General features: G+C 44.9%; 14 protein-coding genes. 7 read left to right on the forward strand and 7 right to left on the reverse strand.

All coding sequences use genetic code 11. The features are described 5' to 3' along the window. The first annotated feature begins 23 nt into the window (after positions 1–23). The gene (gene rpoC / locus OCW38_RS00810) at positions 24–4,226 is read left to right on the forward strand and encodes a DNA-directed RNA polymerase subunit beta' (protein WP_010435544.1); all 4,203 of its coding nucleotides are present in this window, start codon (positions 24–26) and stop codon (positions 4,224–4,226) included. A 388-nt stretch (positions 4,227–4,614) separates the two neighbouring features. Here the strand turns inward: rpoC and OCW38_RS00815 are convergent, their stop codons facing one another. Beyond that, positions 4,615–5,112, reverse strand: coding sequence for an Rsd/AlgQ family anti-sigma factor (locus OCW38_RS00815; protein ID WP_010435542.1), 498 nt, complete (start codon positions 5,110–5,112; stop codon positions 4,615–4,617). Between the two features lie 165 nt (positions 5,113–5,277). Here OCW38_RS00815 and nudC point away from each other — a divergent pair, with 165 nt between their 5' ends. Further along, on the forward strand, positions 5,278–6,087 hold the full coding sequence (gene nudC / locus OCW38_RS00820; protein WP_261894773.1) for an NAD(+) diphosphatase: 810 nt from the start codon (positions 5,278–5,280) through the stop codon (positions 6,085–6,087). A gap of 299 nt (positions 6,088–6,386) precedes the next feature. After that, positions 6,387–7,454 (forward strand): uroporphyrinogen decarboxylase, encoded by a 1,068-nt coding sequence (gene hemE / locus OCW38_RS00825; protein WP_010435538.1) that lies wholly within the window; start codon positions 6,387–6,389, stop codon positions 7,452–7,454. A gap of 91 nt (positions 7,455–7,545) precedes the next feature. On the opposite strand, the gene OCW38_RS00830 is transcribed toward hemE, so the two are convergent. Next, a complete protein-coding gene (locus OCW38_RS00830; protein WP_010435536.1) occupies positions 7,546–8,139 on the reverse strand; it encodes a uracil-DNA glycosylase family protein in 594 nt (197 codons plus the stop codon). After that, the gene (locus OCW38_RS00835; RefSeq protein WP_016783682.1) at positions 8,139–9,065 is read right to left on the reverse strand and encodes a D-2-hydroxyacid dehydrogenase; all 927 of its coding nucleotides are present in this window, start codon (positions 9,063–9,065) and stop codon (positions 8,139–8,141) included. Before OCW38_RS00835 ends, OCW38_RS00830 begins: the two co-directional genes overlap by 1 nt. 71 nt (positions 9,066–9,136) lie before the next feature. Between OCW38_RS00835 and OCW38_RS00840 the strand changes: the two genes are divergently transcribed. Beyond that, positions 9,137–9,724, forward strand: a complete 588-nt coding sequence (locus OCW38_RS00840; RefSeq protein WP_016769208.1) for a YjaG family protein — start codon at positions 9,137–9,139, stop codon at positions 9,722–9,724. A gap of 79 nt (positions 9,725–9,803) precedes the next feature. Here the strand turns inward: OCW38_RS00840 and OCW38_RS00845 are convergent, their stop codons facing one another. Next, entirely contained in the window at positions 9,804–10,961 is a 1,158-nt protein-coding gene (locus OCW38_RS00845; protein ID WP_016783683.1) for a CNNM domain-containing protein, read from the reverse strand. Between the two features lie 270 nt (positions 10,962–11,231). On the opposite strand from OCW38_RS00845, the gene hupA reads away from it, so the two are divergent. Then, positions 11,232–11,504, forward strand: coding sequence for a nucleoid-associated protein HU-alpha (gene hupA / locus OCW38_RS00850; RefSeq protein WP_004729753.1), 273 nt, complete (start codon positions 11,232–11,234; stop codon positions 11,502–11,504). Positions 11,505–11,550: 46 nt separating this feature from the next. Continuing rightward, positions 11,551–12,249: a DUF1481 domain-containing protein gene (locus OCW38_RS00855; protein WP_010435517.1), complete on the forward strand. Its 699-nt coding sequence runs from the start codon at positions 11,551–11,553 to the stop codon at positions 12,247–12,249. Positions 12,250–12,419: 170 nt separating this feature from the next. On the opposite strand, the gene purD is transcribed toward OCW38_RS00855, so the two are convergent. Then, positions 12,420–13,709, reverse strand: coding sequence for a phosphoribosylamine--glycine ligase (gene purD, locus OCW38_RS00860; protein ID WP_016783684.1), 1,290 nt, complete (start codon positions 13,707–13,709; stop codon positions 12,420–12,422). 85 nt (positions 13,710–13,794) lie between these two features. Next, entirely contained in the window at positions 13,795–15,387 is a 1,593-nt protein-coding gene (purH, locus tag OCW38_RS00865; protein WP_010435512.1) for a bifunctional phosphoribosylaminoimidazolecarboxamide formyltransferase/IMP cyclohydrolase, read from the reverse strand. Between the two features lie 324 nt (positions 15,388–15,711). On the opposite strand from purH, the gene zntR reads away from it, so the two are divergent. After that, a complete protein-coding gene (gene zntR / locus OCW38_RS00870) occupies positions 15,712–16,152 on the forward strand; it encodes a Zn(2+)-responsive transcriptional regulator (protein WP_010435509.1) in 441 nt (146 codons plus the stop codon). Positions 16,153–16,241: 89 nt separating this feature from the next. On the opposite strand, the gene fis is transcribed toward zntR, so the two are convergent. Beyond that, positions 16,242–16,538 carry a DNA-binding transcriptional regulator Fis gene (gene fis / locus OCW38_RS00875; RefSeq protein ID WP_004729744.1) on the reverse strand — a complete coding sequence of 99 codons (297 nt, stop codon included), beginning with the start codon at positions 16,536–16,538 and terminating at the stop codon, positions 16,242–16,244. Positions 16,539–16,548: the final 10 nt, after the last annotated feature.

Raw genomic sequence — 16,548 nt, forward strand, 5'->3', positions numbered from 1 at the left:
TTAACTCCTTACAGGAGCTGAACGTGAAAGACTTATTAAACTTTCTAAAAGCACAGCATAAGACCGAAGAATTTGATGCAATCAAAATCGGTCTATCTTCACCAGACACGATTCGTTCGTGGTCTTTTGGTGAAGTTAAAAAGCCAGAAACAATTAACTATCGTACGTTCAAACCTGAACGTGATGGTCTGTTCTGTGCACGTATTTTTGGTCCAGTTAAAGACTACGAATGTCTTTGTGGCAAATACAAGCGCCTGAAGCACCGTGGTGTTATCTGTGAGAAGTGTGGCGTTGAAGTTACACAAACTAAAGTTCGTCGTGACCGCATGGGCCACATCGAACTAGCTTCACCAGTTGCTCACATCTGGTTCCTAAAATCACTACCGTCTCGTATCGGTCTACTAATGGATATCCCTCTACGTGATATCGAACGTGTTCTTTACTTCGAAATGTACGTAGTAACTGAACCGGGTATGACTGATCTAGAAAAATCTCAGATGCTTACTGAAGAAGAGTATCTAGATCGTCTAGAAGAGTGGGGTGACGAATTCACTGCTAAGATGGGTGCTGAAGCGATCAAAGATCTGCTTTCAACAATGGACCTTCATCAAGAAGTGGAAGAAATGCGCGAAGAGTTAGAAACGACTAACTCTGAAACTAAGCGTAAGAAAGTTACTAAGCGTTTGAAGCTAGTTGAAGCGTTCATCTCATCAGGTAACAAGCCTGAGTGGATGATCCTAACTGTGCTTCCAGTGCTACCACCAGATCTACGTCCTCTAGTACCTCTAGATGGCGGTCGTTTTGCGACTTCAGATCTTAACGACCTTTACCGTCGTGTGATTAACCGTAACAACCGTTTGAAGCGTCTTCTAGAGCTAGCGGCTCCAGACATCATCGTACGTAACGAAAAACGTATGCTGCAAGAGTCTGTTGATGCCCTTCTAGATAACGGTCGTCGCGGTCGTGCGATCACGGGTTCTAACAAGCGTCCTCTGAAATCTCTTGCTGATATGATCAAGGGTAAACAAGGTCGTTTCCGTCAGAACCTTCTTGGTAAACGTGTAGACTACTCTGGCCGTTCTGTAATCACAGTAGGTCCATACCTTCGTCTACATCAGTGTGGTCTTCCTAAGAAGATGGCACTTGAGCTATTTAAGCCGTTCATCTACAGCAAGCTAGAAACTCGTGGTATGGCTACGACAATTAAAGCTGCTAAGAAGATGGTAGAGCGCGAAGAAGCTATCGTTTGGGATATCCTAGACGAAGTAATCCGCGAACACCCAGTACTGCTTAACCGTGCACCTACACTTCACCGTCTAGGTATCCAAGCGTTTGAACCAGTACTAATCGAAGGTAAAGCGATTCAGCTTCACCCACTAGTGTGTGCGGCATACAACGCCGACTTCGATGGTGACCAAATGGCGGTACACGTGCCTCTAACTCTAGAAGCACAGCTTGAAGCTCGTACTCTGATGATGTCGACGAATAACATTCTGTCGCCAGCGTCAGGTGATCCTATCATCGTACCTTCTCAGGACGTTGTATTGGGTCTTTACTACATGACACGTGACAAGATCAACGTGAAAGGTGAAGGTATGTACCTTGCTGGCCCTGCTGAGGCTGAAAAGGCATACCGTACTAAGACTGCTGAGCTACACGCTCGTGTTAAAGTACGTATCACTGAGACTGTAGTAGATGAAGATGGTAACAGCACTACTGAAACGAAGATGGTTGATACAACTGTCGGCCGTGCAATGCTATGGCAAATCGTTCCAGCTGGCCTACCGTACAGCATCGTTAACCAGAAGCTAGGTAAGAAGCAAATTTCTAACCTACTAAACGAGTGTTACCGTAAGCTTGGTCTTAAAGATACAGTAGTATTCGCTGACCAAATCATGTACGCAGGTTTTGCATACGCTGCACTTTCAGGTGTTTCTGTTGGTATCGACGATATGGTTGTACCTCAAGCGAAATACGATGAAATTGAATCTGCTGAAGAAGAAGTTCGTGAAATCCAAGAGCAATTCCAATCTGGTCTTGTTACTGCGGGTGAGCGTTACAACAAAGTTATCGATATCTGGGCATCTACGAATGACCGCGTTGCGAAAGCAATGATGGATAACCTATCTTCTGAAACAGTTATCAACCGTGATGGCGAAGAAGAACAGCAAGAATCGTTTAACAGCATCTACATGATGGCCGACTCGGGCGCACGTGGTTCTGCAGCTCAGATTCGTCAGCTTGCAGGTATGCGTGGTCTGATGGCGCGTCCAGATGGTTCAATCATCGAAACGCCGATCACAGCGAACTTTAAAGAAGGTCTAAACGTCCTTCAGTACTTTATCTCAACGCACGGTGCTCGTAAGGGTCTTGCGGATACAGCACTGAAAACAGCTAACTCGGGTTACCTAACTCGTCGTCTAGTAGACGTAGCACAAGACGTTGTAGTACACGAACATGACTGTGGCACGCATGAAGGTATCGACATGATGCCTCACATCGAAGGTGGTGACGTTAAAGTTGCACTTTCTGAGCTTGCTCTTGGTCGTGTAGTTGCTGAAGATGTTCTTAAGCCTGGTACTGAAGATGTACTGATTCCACGTAATACTCTGATTGATGAGAAGTGGTGTCAAATCATGGAAGACAACTCTGTAGATAGCATGAAAGTGCGCTCAGTTGTTACCTGTGATGCAGACTTCGGTTGTTGTGCACAGTGTTACGGTCGTGACCTAGCACGTGGCCACCTAGTAAACCAAGGTGAAGCAGTCGGTGTTATCGCTGCACAATCTATCGGTGAACCGGGTACACAGCTAACGATGCGTACGTTCCACATCGGTGGTGCGGCATCTACTGCTGCGGCAGAGAACAGCATCCAAGCTAAGACAACTGGTACTGTGAAACTTCACAATGCTAAGTTCGTAGTGAACAAAGATAAGAAACTGGTTATCACTTCTCGTGCATCTGAGATGACGATTATTGATGAATTCGGCCGTACTAAAGAGAAGCACAAACTTCCTTACGGTTCGATGCTAACCAAAGGCGACAACGCAGCAGTTACTGCTGGTGAAGTTGTAGCTAACTGGGAAGCGCATACTATGCCAATCATCACTGAAGTGGCAGGTCGTATCCAATTCGTAGATATGATCGATGGTATTACAGTTTCTCGTCAAACTGACGATCTAACGGGTCTTTCTTCAAGTGAAGTAACAGACGCAGCAGCTCGCCCAGCAGCGGGTAAAGATATGCGTCCAGCTATCAAACTTGTTGATGAGCAAGGTAACGACGTAATGATCCCTGGTACAGATATGCCAGCTCACTACTTCCTACCTGGCAAAGCGATTGTAAACATCGAAGATGGCGCTGAAGTTGGCATTGGTGACACACTATCTCGTATCCCTCAAAAATCGAGCGGAAACAAAGATATCACTGGTGGTCTACCACGCGTAGCTGACCTATTCGAAGCTCGTAAGCCTAAAGAGCCTGCGATTCTTGCTGAGCACACAGGTACTGTGTCTTTCGGTAAAGAAACGAAAGGTAAGCGTCGTCTAGTGATCACTCGTGAAGGCGGTGACGCTTACGAAGAGATGATTCCTAAGCATCGTCAATTGAACGTGTTTGAAGGTGAGAAGATTGAACGTGGTGATGTAATCGCCGACGGTCCTGAAACTCCACACGATATCCTGCGTCTACGTGGTATCCACGCTGTGACTCAGTACATCGCGAACGAAGTTCAAGAAGTTTACCGTTTACAAGGCGTTAAGATTAACGATAAGCACATTGAGACTATCGTTCGTCAAATGCTACGTAAGTGTACAATCACCCATTCTGGTGACTCTCAGTTCCTACCTGGCGAACAAGTTGAGTACCACAATGTTAAGATTGCTAACCGTAAACTAGAAGCTGAAGGTAAAGAACTAGTACGTTTCGAACGTGATCTACTAGGTATTACTAAAGCATCTCTTGCAACTGAGTCATTCATCTCAGCTGCATCGTTCCAAGAAACGACTCGCGTACTAACAGAAGCTGCGGTTTCTGGTAAGCGTGATGACCTTCGCGGCCTGAAAGAGAACGTAATTGTTGGTCGTCTGATCCCAGCTGGTACTGGTTTCGCATACCACCAAGAGCGTCAAAAGCAACGTGAAGAAGAGCAAGAAGGTCCTTCAGCTGAACAAGCTACTGACAATCTAGCAGCACTTCTAAATGCTGGTTTCTCTTCAGAAGAGTAAGCTCTACGAGTAGTCTCTAAGAGATAAAAAAAGGCACCTTCGGGTGCCTTTTTTGTATCTGAAATATAAGTGAATCATGGCGACTGCGAGCAGTCTTAACTCTTTAATACCAATCACAGTAAGTAAATGATCAGAAATAGCGCAGGAAAAAGATTTGAGAACAAGGCGAATTTTTTTGATAAGTAGTTATTTTACAATCAAAAACTCTAACTCAGTTATCGAGCGTTGGCTGGTGGATGCTGATTTTGGAATGTAGTTTTGTCCAGTATCGAACATTAAGGTACTGGGGGATCTTAAAATCTTCCACTGAACGTGTAGGGTGGGTTATATAATCTATAGACAAAACGAAAAGCTTGCACAGAGGCAAGCTTAGAAGATGTTAAGCCAATTATGCCCCTGGTGGAACGGCTAAGCTATCGGCAATTTGTTGTATCAGTTGATCTTCCACTTCAAACCTTGCCTCAATAATCTCACCAATTAGAGACAAATCACTATCAAAACTTTCTAGCGCATCACTCGCTTCAATTGCAGCGTACTTATCGGTAAAGTTAAGTAGTGGCTCAGTGGTAAGAACGATATGACCATAAGACTGGTTAATTTCGTCTGTTGCTTTGAAGCCAGTAGACTGCCATTTATCCATCACCATGTCATATATTTTGAAATGACCTTCAGAGATGTAATCAACAAGATGTTGGCTGAATTTTTGGAGCGCTTCTGGAGATGGTAGTTCAGTGATAGCAGGTGTTTTTGACGATGAAGGCTTTAGAGCGGCAAGCTTACAATACTCAACGATTAGAGACTGTCGAGTTTCGAGCCAATGATCGATGACCTCATTAGAGCCACCCCATTGTTCTTGTACTTGTTTGAATTTATTTAGCATGACCATGTCCTCATGATCTGATCACAACCTTGTGATCAAGTAATTGCCTAAGCAGGGTCCATTTTATTGGTAGCTACTAAAAGTAATAGTTTGAATTATTCTCTGCTACAACTCTAGTATGAAATTAGATTGCCAGTAAAATGAACGAACTGCAAGCAATGAGGTATAGGGATGTTAAAAAAAAGTGATAACAAAATGACAGAGCAAGCTTATTGGTGCGTCGTTTCAGGTAGTGATATTTGGGTTAATAATGATCAGTTTCCTTATGGGTCTGCTGATGAGTTAGGGCTGAGTGTTGAACACGCGATCTGTATCGGTCAGCATCAAGGTCGTAAAGTGTATTGGCTCAACGACTGTGATGTTGAGAGTGAACTAACCATGGTTAACCTGAGGGAGTTACTTCATTGGCCTGAATCTAGTTTCCTTACCGCAAGTAAAGCTATCCAATATGGGCACATGACACAAAGTATGCGTTTCTGCCCGCAATGTGGTGGTCGTAATCACCTCAACCATAATCAGGTGGCGATGCAATGCGGAGACTGTCGAACACTTCATTATCCTCGTATCTTCCCGTGCATCATTGTTGCTGTACGTAACGACAACAAGATATTGCTTGCACAGCACCCTAGGCATAAAACTGGTATGTATACCGTGATAGCGGGCTTCCTAGAAGTTGGAGAAACCCTAGAGCAGTGTGTTGCAAGAGAGGTTAAAGAAGAAACGGGCGTTGATGTGGATGATATTCGTTACTTTGGCAGTCAACCATGGGCTTTTCCATCGAGTATGATGATGGCCTTTCTCGCTGACTACGCTGGCGGTACGCTCAAGCCAGATTACAGTGAACTGTCGGATGCCCAATGGTTTGATGTAACAAGCCTGCCTGATATAGCTCCAGTAGGAACGATTGCGAGACAATTGATTGAGAAAACTGTGGGTGACGTGATGAAAAATGGTGTGGCAGAGCAGACGATAGAGTACTAATTTACCTATGATAGTATTTGGTCTATAGGTGGTCAAAAGCTAAAAAAAACCCTCCACAAGTGGAGGGGGTAAGTAAGATGTCGTTATGAGATGCTGAGTAGTGACTACTCAGATGTTATAATTGTAATTTTCGCTAGCGAACAAATTTTTAACATGCTCCTGCAATTGGGTGCAAATTAAGCATTGATTTAAAAGTTAATAACTTGATCTAGGTTGCAAAGCACACAGCTTTTACCCTTCAATCAGTGTTAGAATACTTGCCATCAAAACTAGACAAGATTGAATTGGAATTTAACGGAATGACCGAATTAAAAAACGATCGCTATTTACGCGCACTTTTAAAACAGCCTGTTGATTACACACCAGTATGGATGATGCGCCAAGCTGGCCGCTATCTTCCAGAGTACAAAGCAACGCGTGCTGAAGCGGGCGATTTCATGTCTTTGTGCAAAAACGCTGAACTAGCATCAGAAGTAACACTTCAACCTTTACGTCGTTTCCCGCTTGATGCGGCAATCTTGTTCTCTGACATCCTAACTATCCCTGACGCAATGGGCTTAGGCTTGTACTTTGAAACTGGTGAAGGTCCTAAATTTGAACGCCCTATCACATGTAAAGCTGACGTAGAGAAGATTGGCCTACCGGATCCCGAAGGCGAGCTTCAATACGTAATGAATGCTGTTCGTCAGATCCGTAAAGATCTGAAAGGCGAAGTGCCATTGATTGGTTTCTCTGGTAGCCCATGGACTCTAGCGACCTACATGGTTGAAGGTGGAAGTTCTAAGGCATTCACTAAGATCAAGAAGATGATGTACGCAGAACCACAAACGCTGCACTTGCTTCTAGACAAGCTGGCTGACAGTGTTATCGAATACCTGAACGCGCAAATTAAAGCGGGTGCTCAATCGGTAATGGTATTTGATACATGGGGTGGTGTGCTGACTCCTCGTGACTACAACCTATTCTCACTGCAATACATGCACAAGATCGTTGATGGCCTAATCCGTGAAAACGAAGGTCGTCGAGTACCGGTTACTCTGTTCACTAAGAACGGGGGCATGTGGCTTGAGTCTATCGCAGCAACAGGTTGTGATGCGGTAGGTCTAGATTGGACAATCAACATCGCAGATGCAAAAGCTCGCATCGGCGACAAAGTGGCACTGCAAGGTAACATGGACCCTTCTATGCTTTACGCTCAACCAGAACGTATTCGTGAAGAAGTGGGCAGTATTCTGGAAGGCTTTGGCGACGCAGGTACAGGCCATGTATTTAACCTAGGTCACGGTATCCATTTAGATGTGCCGCCAGAAAACGCTGGTGTATTCGTTGACGCTGTTCACGAACTGTCTAAGCCTTACCACAAGTAATCCTGTGTAAGACGATTGAAAGCGCTGCTGGGCAACCTACAGCGCATTTTTATTGCCTGAAGATTTGTTGAAATTCGTTGTGTGCAGTTAATTAGGCGTTTGGAACATGGTAGGCCAAATGCTCTGAAATGTGTTTCCTGATATAAGGAATGACTTCACTTTCGAACCAAGGGTTCTTCTTGAGCCAGATATTATTGCGTGGTGAAGGGTGGGGAAGTGGTAAAAACTCTGGTGCCCAAGCCTGCCAGTTCTTGACTGTCTCTGTCAGTGTTTTAGTTGTCTTTTCCTTTAAATAATAGTTTTGCGCATACTGACCAATCAGCAGTGTCATTTGAATGTTGGGTAGGGATTGCAGCACTTTCTGATGCCACAACTCAGCACATTCTGGTCTTGGAGGGAGGTCGCCACTTTTTCCTTTCCCCGGGTAACAAAACCCCATAGGCACAATCGCCACTTTTTGCTCGTCATAAAAGGTATCGCTGTCTATCCCTAACCATTCTCTCAATCGTTCACCACTGGCATCGTTCCAAGGGATGGATGACTCATGCACCTTGATGCCCGGCGCTTGACCTATGATCAGCAAGCGCGCGTTTGGGTGTGCTTGAATCACAGGATTAGCCCCATGTGATAGATGAGGCTCACAAGCGGTGCATTGTCGTATCTCGGTGAGCAGTGATGAGAACATCAGTAACCTTTGTCGAAGTCGATAGTGTGGTTCAGTTTAAAGCCATCTCGCCACTGTTGGTAATTCTCGGCGAAGATTTCTACTACTTGCCTTGGCTCGCTCAGTGCTGCAATGTGTGGAGTGATGGTCACTTGCGGCAGTTTCCAGAAAGGGTGATCTTTGGGTAGAGGCTCATTTTCAAACACATCTAGAAATGCGTGCTCCACCCACTTATTTTTAATCGCTAACAGTAAGGCTTTGTTATCTAGGCTTTCCCCCCTGCCAACATTAAACAGCAGTACATTAGAGCAATAGCCTAGGGTAGTTTCATCCAACAGTTGATAGGTTTCAGCAGTTGATGGCAAGGTGTTGACCACAATATCCGCTTGTTTAAGGGCGGCTTCTATCTCATTGATGTGGAAAGTTTGTTTAAAGGTCTCTTGCTTTGATGGGATACCCGTACGGTTGACTCCAATGGTATAAATACCAAACGCAGCGGCAGTTTTCGCTAAATGACTTCCAATTGAACCTGTCCCTAAAATCACCATAGTTTTGCCAGCTAGGCTAGTATAAAGCTGTGGATGCCAATTCTTCTCGGCCTGTTGCTGGTGGTAATGAGGGAAGTGTCTGAAGTGACTGATCGTGTAACCCAACACGTATTCAGCGATCGCCGGGCCGAAAATACCTTTCACATTGGTGAGTGTATAGTCTTGGCGAAGATCTGGTTGGGTGAGCTTGTTAATTCCAGCATAGGTGCTTTGAACCCAGTCGAGTTGTTTAAACTCATCAAGGCGTTCAGCTATGAGTGGAGGCGATGCCAAGACAACCTCGGCTAACTCGGGGTTTTGAGTGATTTCTAGGTCGGGTAAATCCTGGTTTAGAATTAGTTGCGTATAGGTATCGTCATGCTCAGTAAGAATATAGAGCTTATTCGTAAAATTGTTCATCGGCTTACCTTTTCCCCCTAGGGTTTATCAAGTACACTTTCGCTGTCTTTTTCTGCAATTATTGAGTGACTATGCTTCAGAATCCACTGCAGGTTCGTCTTGAAAAGTTAGAACCTTGGCAACAAATTACTTTTATGGCGTGTCTATGTGAGCGTATGTATCCTAACTATGCCATGTTTTGTGAGAATACAGAATTTGCGGAAGCTCGAATCTATCGTGACGTGTTGGATAGCATCTGGGAAATCTTAACGGTTAAAACTGCAAAGGTGAATTTTGAGCGTCAACTTGAGAAAGTTGAAGAGCTATTCCCTAGCGGTGATGATTTTGATTTTTATGGTGTTTACCCAGCCATGGATGCATGCCAAGGCTTAGCAACATTAATTCATGGTCTACTTGATCGTGAGCATATGTTGGAAGCTGTAATTAAAGTGAGTCAACAATCGGTGAAGACGGTTGCTGAGCTTGAGTTTGCTCAAGGCGCTGACGAAGTGACGAACGAAAACCAGAAAGAAAATGAAGCGGTGTGTGAAGAGTGGGATGTTCAGTGGGCGATCTTCCGACCATTACGTGAAACGGCAGAGCGCGACCTAGAATTGATTAAAGACTTACGCCACGAACTGCGTGAAGACCCTGTGAGTAACATTGGTGTTGCGTTGTAATTCGCTTTTGCGTCAAAGTATGAATAAAACAAAGGCTCCCTAGGGAGCCTTTGTTTTATCTGATGGTATGAAGCGTGGATTAAGAATCTTTTTTATCTTCGTTCTGCGCTTTGTCCTTTGATGAGCCGTTATCTGATTTTGAATCTGATGAGTTGTCGTCTACTAGAGTTTCCTCTGGCTCGTCCTCTTCATCGCGGTTTTCGATAACACCGTGTGTCTCTTTCCACGTTTCCCAGCGTTGGAACGCCAGTTCTTGCATATCGGTGGTTTTGTCCGCTTCATCGACGATCTCTTCACCAACTAAGTGTTCAAAGATATCTTCTAGGGTAATGATGCCTTGAATCGTACCGTATTCATCAACCACTAAAGATAGTTGAAGGCGGTTTGCCATCATCTGGTCAAAGGCTTTAGCCAAACCCATATTGTTCAGCAACACGTGGATAGGGCGCATAACTTCACCCAGAGCTTTTTCGCCACAACCTGCTTGCTGCAATCTAAATAGCTCTAAGCGGTGTACAAAACCAATGATGTTGTCACTCTGCTCGCTGTAAATCAACGGACGTGAGAATGGCGTGTCTTTATGTTGTTCTAGGAACGTATTGACACTCATTTCCGCATCAACACGGAATACCACTGGACGTGGTGTCATTACCTGAGTCACGGGTACATCTTGAATACCCAGTAGGTTGCTCAGAATTTTTGACTCACCTTCTGCAAACTCGCCGCTCTCTTTTGCCAAAATCGCCATTGCAGATAACTCATCACGCATTTTTGGTGCTTGGTGGCCACGAGCAAGACGTTTGGTGATCTGTTCTGAGAACCATACAAACGGTGTTAGGAAGAATACCATCCAGCGCAGCACGCTTGCCGAAGCAGGAGCAAGTTGACGCCAGTAGGTTGCACCAATGGTTTTTGGAACAATCTCAGACAACACCAAAATACCTAGCGTTAGCACGGCTGAGAAGACACCTAACCATTGGCTACCAAAAACAACAGCCGCTTGTGCACCTGCTGTCGCAGCACCGATAGTATGCGCGATGGTGTTGAGCGTTAAAATTGACGCAAGCGGGCGGTCAATATCTGTTTTCAGTTTGTCTAATGACTCTGCTGCAGGGTGCCCATTTTGTTTTAGTTGAGCAATATAGCTCGGACTAATACTCAAAAGTACAGCTTCCAAAACAGAACAAATAAAAGAAACTCCAATGGCAATGGAGACGTAAATAGTTAGCAGCAGCATGTTTGCCCTTAAATTAAATTGTACGCTTTAGCAGCGATTCAGCGTGGATTATAGAGATAAAGTAGTGGTTAGGTCATCATTAATTTTGCTCTCAGCCCCTTTTAAACAAGGGCTTGCCATCGAAATTCAGTAACAAATTGTGAGTTATTACTCATATTATGGCTAAAACTCCGTCATTAGAGCTAAAGATCGACGACAAACCTTTGCCAGATGGGGCATTTATGTTTTAGAGTGAATTGAATTCAAAAATACAAAGAAGGGAAACCTAAAATGAACAAGACTCAATTAATCGACTTTATTGCTGAAAAAGCGGACCTTTCTAAAGCACAAGCTAAAGCTGCTCTAGAAGCGACTCTTGGTGGTGTTACAGATGCTCTTAAAGACGGCGATCAAGTTCAGCTAATTGGTTTTGGTACTTTTAAAGTAAACCACCGTGCAGCTCGCACTGGTCGTAACCCAAAAACTGGTGATGAGATCCAAATCGCTGCGGCAAATGTTCCAGCATTTGTTGCAGGTAAAGCGCTGAAAGATTCAGTGAAATAATCTAAACTGTACCGAGGTAGTCGTATTCCACCTCGGTACAGGTTTTATGAAAAAAGCATTTCTTCTCGTTTCACTGTTATCTACATTTCTCATTGGCTGTTCTTCAACCAGTCCTCGCACCAACCTAGAGCAATTTGAAACCCACACCGGCGGCCAAGTTATGGGCGATGCGACGAGTTTCTACTGGGTCACTAACAAGCTAACGCAACCTCATACCTCTGCTGACTATGTCACTATGGGCGATTACGGCTGGTACAAAACTGACTATGCTTGGTCAGAAGATGTGCTTCGTGAATTTGTCCGTGAAGGCGAGCTACGCGATGACTCACTCTCATTAGTTCCGTATCGTGTGCATGTGCGTTTCAATCAATCTGGTGAAGCGGTATACCAGCAATATCGCCTTGATGGAAAAGTCCTACCGCTACAGTCGGTTCAACTGGACAGATTTAAACAGGAAGCGACATCTGCTCTCGACGTTACTGAGAAGCAAAATGATGCAGGGTTAGAGCTTTTACAGGGTTACTGGAATGGTAAAGTGTTTCAGACTTGTTCTGGTCAGCAATTTACTGACATTGAGTTCAACCAAACATTGCCTAATTTTGTGATTAACCGTTTGTCGTCTGTAGAAAGCTATGGTGCTTTTGTCGGCAAGGGATCTCTTAGAAAATTATCAGTCGCTGAATTCTTGATGTTGGCAGATGATAACCATCAGTGCATCGCAAGACCATCTTTACTGAAAGAGTAAAGAATATTGAAAAGATATAAGAGTATTTGGCCTACTATAGGCCAAGTGCTGATTAGTCAGTACAAGTACCACTAATCGGTAAAAAAGGCGCCTGTTGAGGCGCCTTTTCTTTTATTCAATTGCAGTTATTCATTTGCTGATATTCGAATCTAGCCGAATGATGATGTTGATTACTGCTCTTGTTCGCGCGCAATCGCACGATAACCGATGTCATTGCGGTGAAACATACCATTCCAGCTAACTTGCTTAGTCAACGCGTAAGCGCGTTCCTGAGCCTCAGAAACCGTGTTACCGAGTGCAGTCGCACAAAGTACACGACCACCGTTTGTCACCACATCGCCAGCTTGGTTATTTGTCGTACCTGCATGGAAAACCTTTTGGCCTTCAACTTCGCTTGTTGGTAGTGAAATAACGTCACCTTTTGCGTAGTCAGCAGGGTAACCGCCAGCTGCAAGAACGACACCAATAGACGCGCGTGGATCCCACTTAGACTCTGCTTCGTCGAGTTTCTCGTCGATAGCCATTAGGCAAAGCTCAACAAGATCCGATTCCATACGCATCATGATAGGTTGCGTCTCTGGGTCGCCGAAGCGGCAGTTGTATTCGATAACCTTAGGTGTGCCGTCAGCATCGATCATTAGTCCAGCGTAAAGGAAACCAGTGTAAGGTGCACCTTCTGCGTCCATACCACGTACCGTAGGGTAGATAACTTCCTCAAGGATACGGTTGTGGATTTCAGGCGTTACCACTGGGGCTGGAGAGTAAGCACCCATGCCACCTGTGTTAGGGCCTGTGTCTTTGTCGCCAACACGTTTGTGATCTTGGCTGGTGGCCATAGGAAGGACGCTAGAACCGTCAACCATTACGATGAAGCTTGCTTCTTCGCCTTCAAGAAACTCTTCGATAACCACGCGGCTGCCCGCTTCGCCAAATGCGTTGCCTGCTAGCATGTCTTTGATTGCGTCTTCTGCTTCTTCAAGGGTCATCGCAACGATAACGCCTTTACCTGCTGCAAGGCCGTCCGCTTTTACTACGATTGGAGCGCCTTGCTCACGTACGTAAGCGAGAGCTGGCTCAATCTCAGTGAAGTTTGCGTAGTAACCTGTTGGGATGTCATGACGAGCTAGGAAATCTTTAGTGAATGCTTTAGAGCCTTCAAGCTGTGCTGCCGCTTGAGTTGGACCAAAGATAGGAAGACCTACTTCGCGGAATGCGTCAACGACCCCAATAACTAATGGCGCTTCAGGGCCAACGATGGTCAGTTCGATTTTTTTCTCTTGAGCAAACGAGACTAAACCAGCGATGTCTTCAACGCCGATGTTTACGTTCTCAAGTTTCGGCTCAAGTGCAGTACCTGCGTTACCTGGAGCGATGAATACCGTTTCGACATTTGGGTTTTGTGCCGCTTTCCAACCCAAAGCATGTTCTCTACCGCCAGCACCGATGATTAATACGTTCATGTTTCAATCCTTAAGTCTTTAATTCTTAAAAGCCCCTCAAAATTGAGAGGCTCGATAGCTACTAATCGTTTAGATAAACTAAATATTAGTGGCGGAAGTGACGCATGCCCGTAAAGATCATCGCCATGCCGTGTTCGTCTGCTGCTGCGATAACTTCGTCATCACGCATAGAGCCGCCTGGTTGGATAACACACTTGATGCCAGCTTCTGCTGCCGCGTCGATACCGTCACGGAATGGGAAGAACGCGTCCGATGCCATTACACAGCCTTCAACCTGTAGACCTTCGTCTGCCGCTTTGATGCCTGCGATTTTCGCAGAGTAAACGCGGCTCATTTGGCCAGCGCCGACACCAATTGTCATGTCGCCTTTCGAGTAAACGATAGCGTTAGATTTAACGTATTTCGCTACTTTCCAGCAGAATAGGGCATCTTTTAGCTCTTCAGCTGTAGGTTGGCGCTTAGAAACCACTTTAAGGTCATCTTCAGACACCATGCCTTGGTCGCGGTCTTGAACTAGCAAACCACCGTTAACGCGTTTAACGTCAAAGCCGGTTGTCTTCGTTGTCCACTCACCACACTCAAGTAGGCGAAGGTTTTTCTTAGCCGCTACGATTTCTACTGCTTCAGCAGAAACTGATGGTGCAATGATAACTTCAACGAATTGACGCTCTGTGATAGCCGTTGCTGTTGCAGCATCTAGTTCACGGTTGAAAGCGATGATGCCGCCAAATGCAGACGTTGGGTCTGTTTTGAATGCACGGTCGTAAGCTTCTAGGATGTCTTCACCTAGTGCTACACCACATGGGTTAGCGTGCTTAACAATCACACATGCTGGCTGGTCGAACTCTTTCACACACTCAAGTGCTGCGTCAGTATCAGCGATGTTGTTGTAAGAAAGGGCTTTGCCTTGAATTTGGCGAGCAGTAGACACTGACGCTTCTTCAGGGTTTGCTTCAACGTAGAATGCGGCTGCTTGGTGGCTGTTCTCACCGTAGCGCATGTCTTGTTTTTTCTCGAACTGTTGGTTGAACGTGCGAGGGAATTTAGACTCTTCGTCGCCTTCTTTGTTCTCGCCGTAGCTAGGAACCATAGTGCCGAAGTAGTTTGCGATCATACCGTCGTAAGAAGCCGTGTGTTCGAATGCTGCGATAGCTAGGTCGAAGCGAGTCTCTAGCGTTAGAGATTTCTCGTTCGCGTCCATTTCAGCGACAACGCGCTCGTAGTCGTGTGCGTTTACAACGATAGTCACGTCTTTGTGGTTTTTCGCTGCGGAGCGAACCATTGTTGGACCACCGATGTCGATGTTCTCAACTGCATCAGCAAGGGTACAACCTTCTTTAGCAACGGTTTCTGCGAATGGGTATAGGTTTACAACAACCATATCGATAGGGTTGATACCGTGAGTTTCCATCACGTCATCATCTTGGCCACGACGGCCTAGAACACCACCATGAACTTTTGGGTGCAGAGTCTTAACACGGCCATCCATCATTTCTGGGAAACCAGTGTAGTCAGATACTTCTGTAACAGAGATGCCTTTTTCAGCAAGCAGGCGAGCAGTGCCACCGGTAGATAGGATATCTACACCACGGTTAGCAAGAGCTTGTGCAAATTCAACGATACCAGTTTTGTCTGATACGCTGATTAGAGCGCGGCGAATTGGACGAGCGTTATTCATGCTTCCATCTTCCTCAAATTCATGGGGTTAAAATAAAGATATTTGCCAAAAAAGAACTTGTTTCTACCTTCTTAACATGGGTTATCTTAGATACCGGTAAGAGATAAAATATTGGCCAGTTTTGGTAAAGACCTTTTGGGGTCGTCTTATGATTAAGCTATAAGATAACCAACTCCAAATTTGATGGCGCAGATTCTAACTAATTTATTACAAAAAAGCTCGCGCAATCGTTTGGCATCTCAAAATTAATTATGAAAAGTGTCATTTCAACCTGAAAAGTAACGATAAGGTTAATTATGGAATGGACGAAGGAATAGGAAAAACATGTTTCAGATCGGTGAATTAGCGAAACGATGCGGTGTGACAGCCGATACCTTACGGTTTTATGAAAAAAATAACCTGATCGCACCTGCCAGTCGCAGTGAATCAGGTTATCGACTATATGATGAAAATAATCAGAAACAGGTGACCTTTATTCTAAAATCTAAAGAGTTAGGGTTGAGTTTGGATGAGATCAAAGAATTACTCGAGATTCGCTTGGAAGCGACGCAGCACAGTTGTGCCGAAGTTAAATCGATTACAACAGCCAAGTTGGAGATGATTGATGAGAAAATTACAGAGCTCACTAAGATTCGCACTGCTCTGAGGAAGATTAACGATGCGTGCTGTGGCCACATAGACGACAACGCAAGCCATTGTTCTATTTTAGCCGCCTTGGACTCTGCAAACATTGATAAAGGACGCTGTTGTCGCTCTGGAGACTAACCTGCGGCTAATTGAAGAACCATAAGCCAAAAAAAAGCCAAACTCAAAAAATGAGCTTGGCTTTCATTCAAAAAATTACGAAAGAACGATTAGTTCATGCCGTATTTTTTAAGTTTCTTGCGAAGAGTACCGCGGTTAATACCCATCATGGTTGCTGCGCGAGTTTGATTACCGCGAGTGTATTGCATGATAGTGTCTAGTAGTGGCTGTTCAACTTCAGCTAATACTAATTCGTATAACTCGCTGACTTCTTGACCGTTTAATTGAGCAAGGTAATTTTTCAATGATGCTTTAACTGAGTCACGTAGTGGCTTCTGCGTGATTTGGTCTTGTGATGTAACTGTAGTTACTGTCAATGCTTCTGAAGTCAGATTTTGTTCGAACATATTCGGTCTA

Source organism: Vibrio cyclitrophicus (assembly GCF_024347435.1).
In the GTDB taxonomy this organism is placed as follows: Bacteria; Pseudomonadota; Gammaproteobacteria; order Enterobacterales; family Vibrionaceae; genus Vibrio; species Vibrio cyclitrophicus.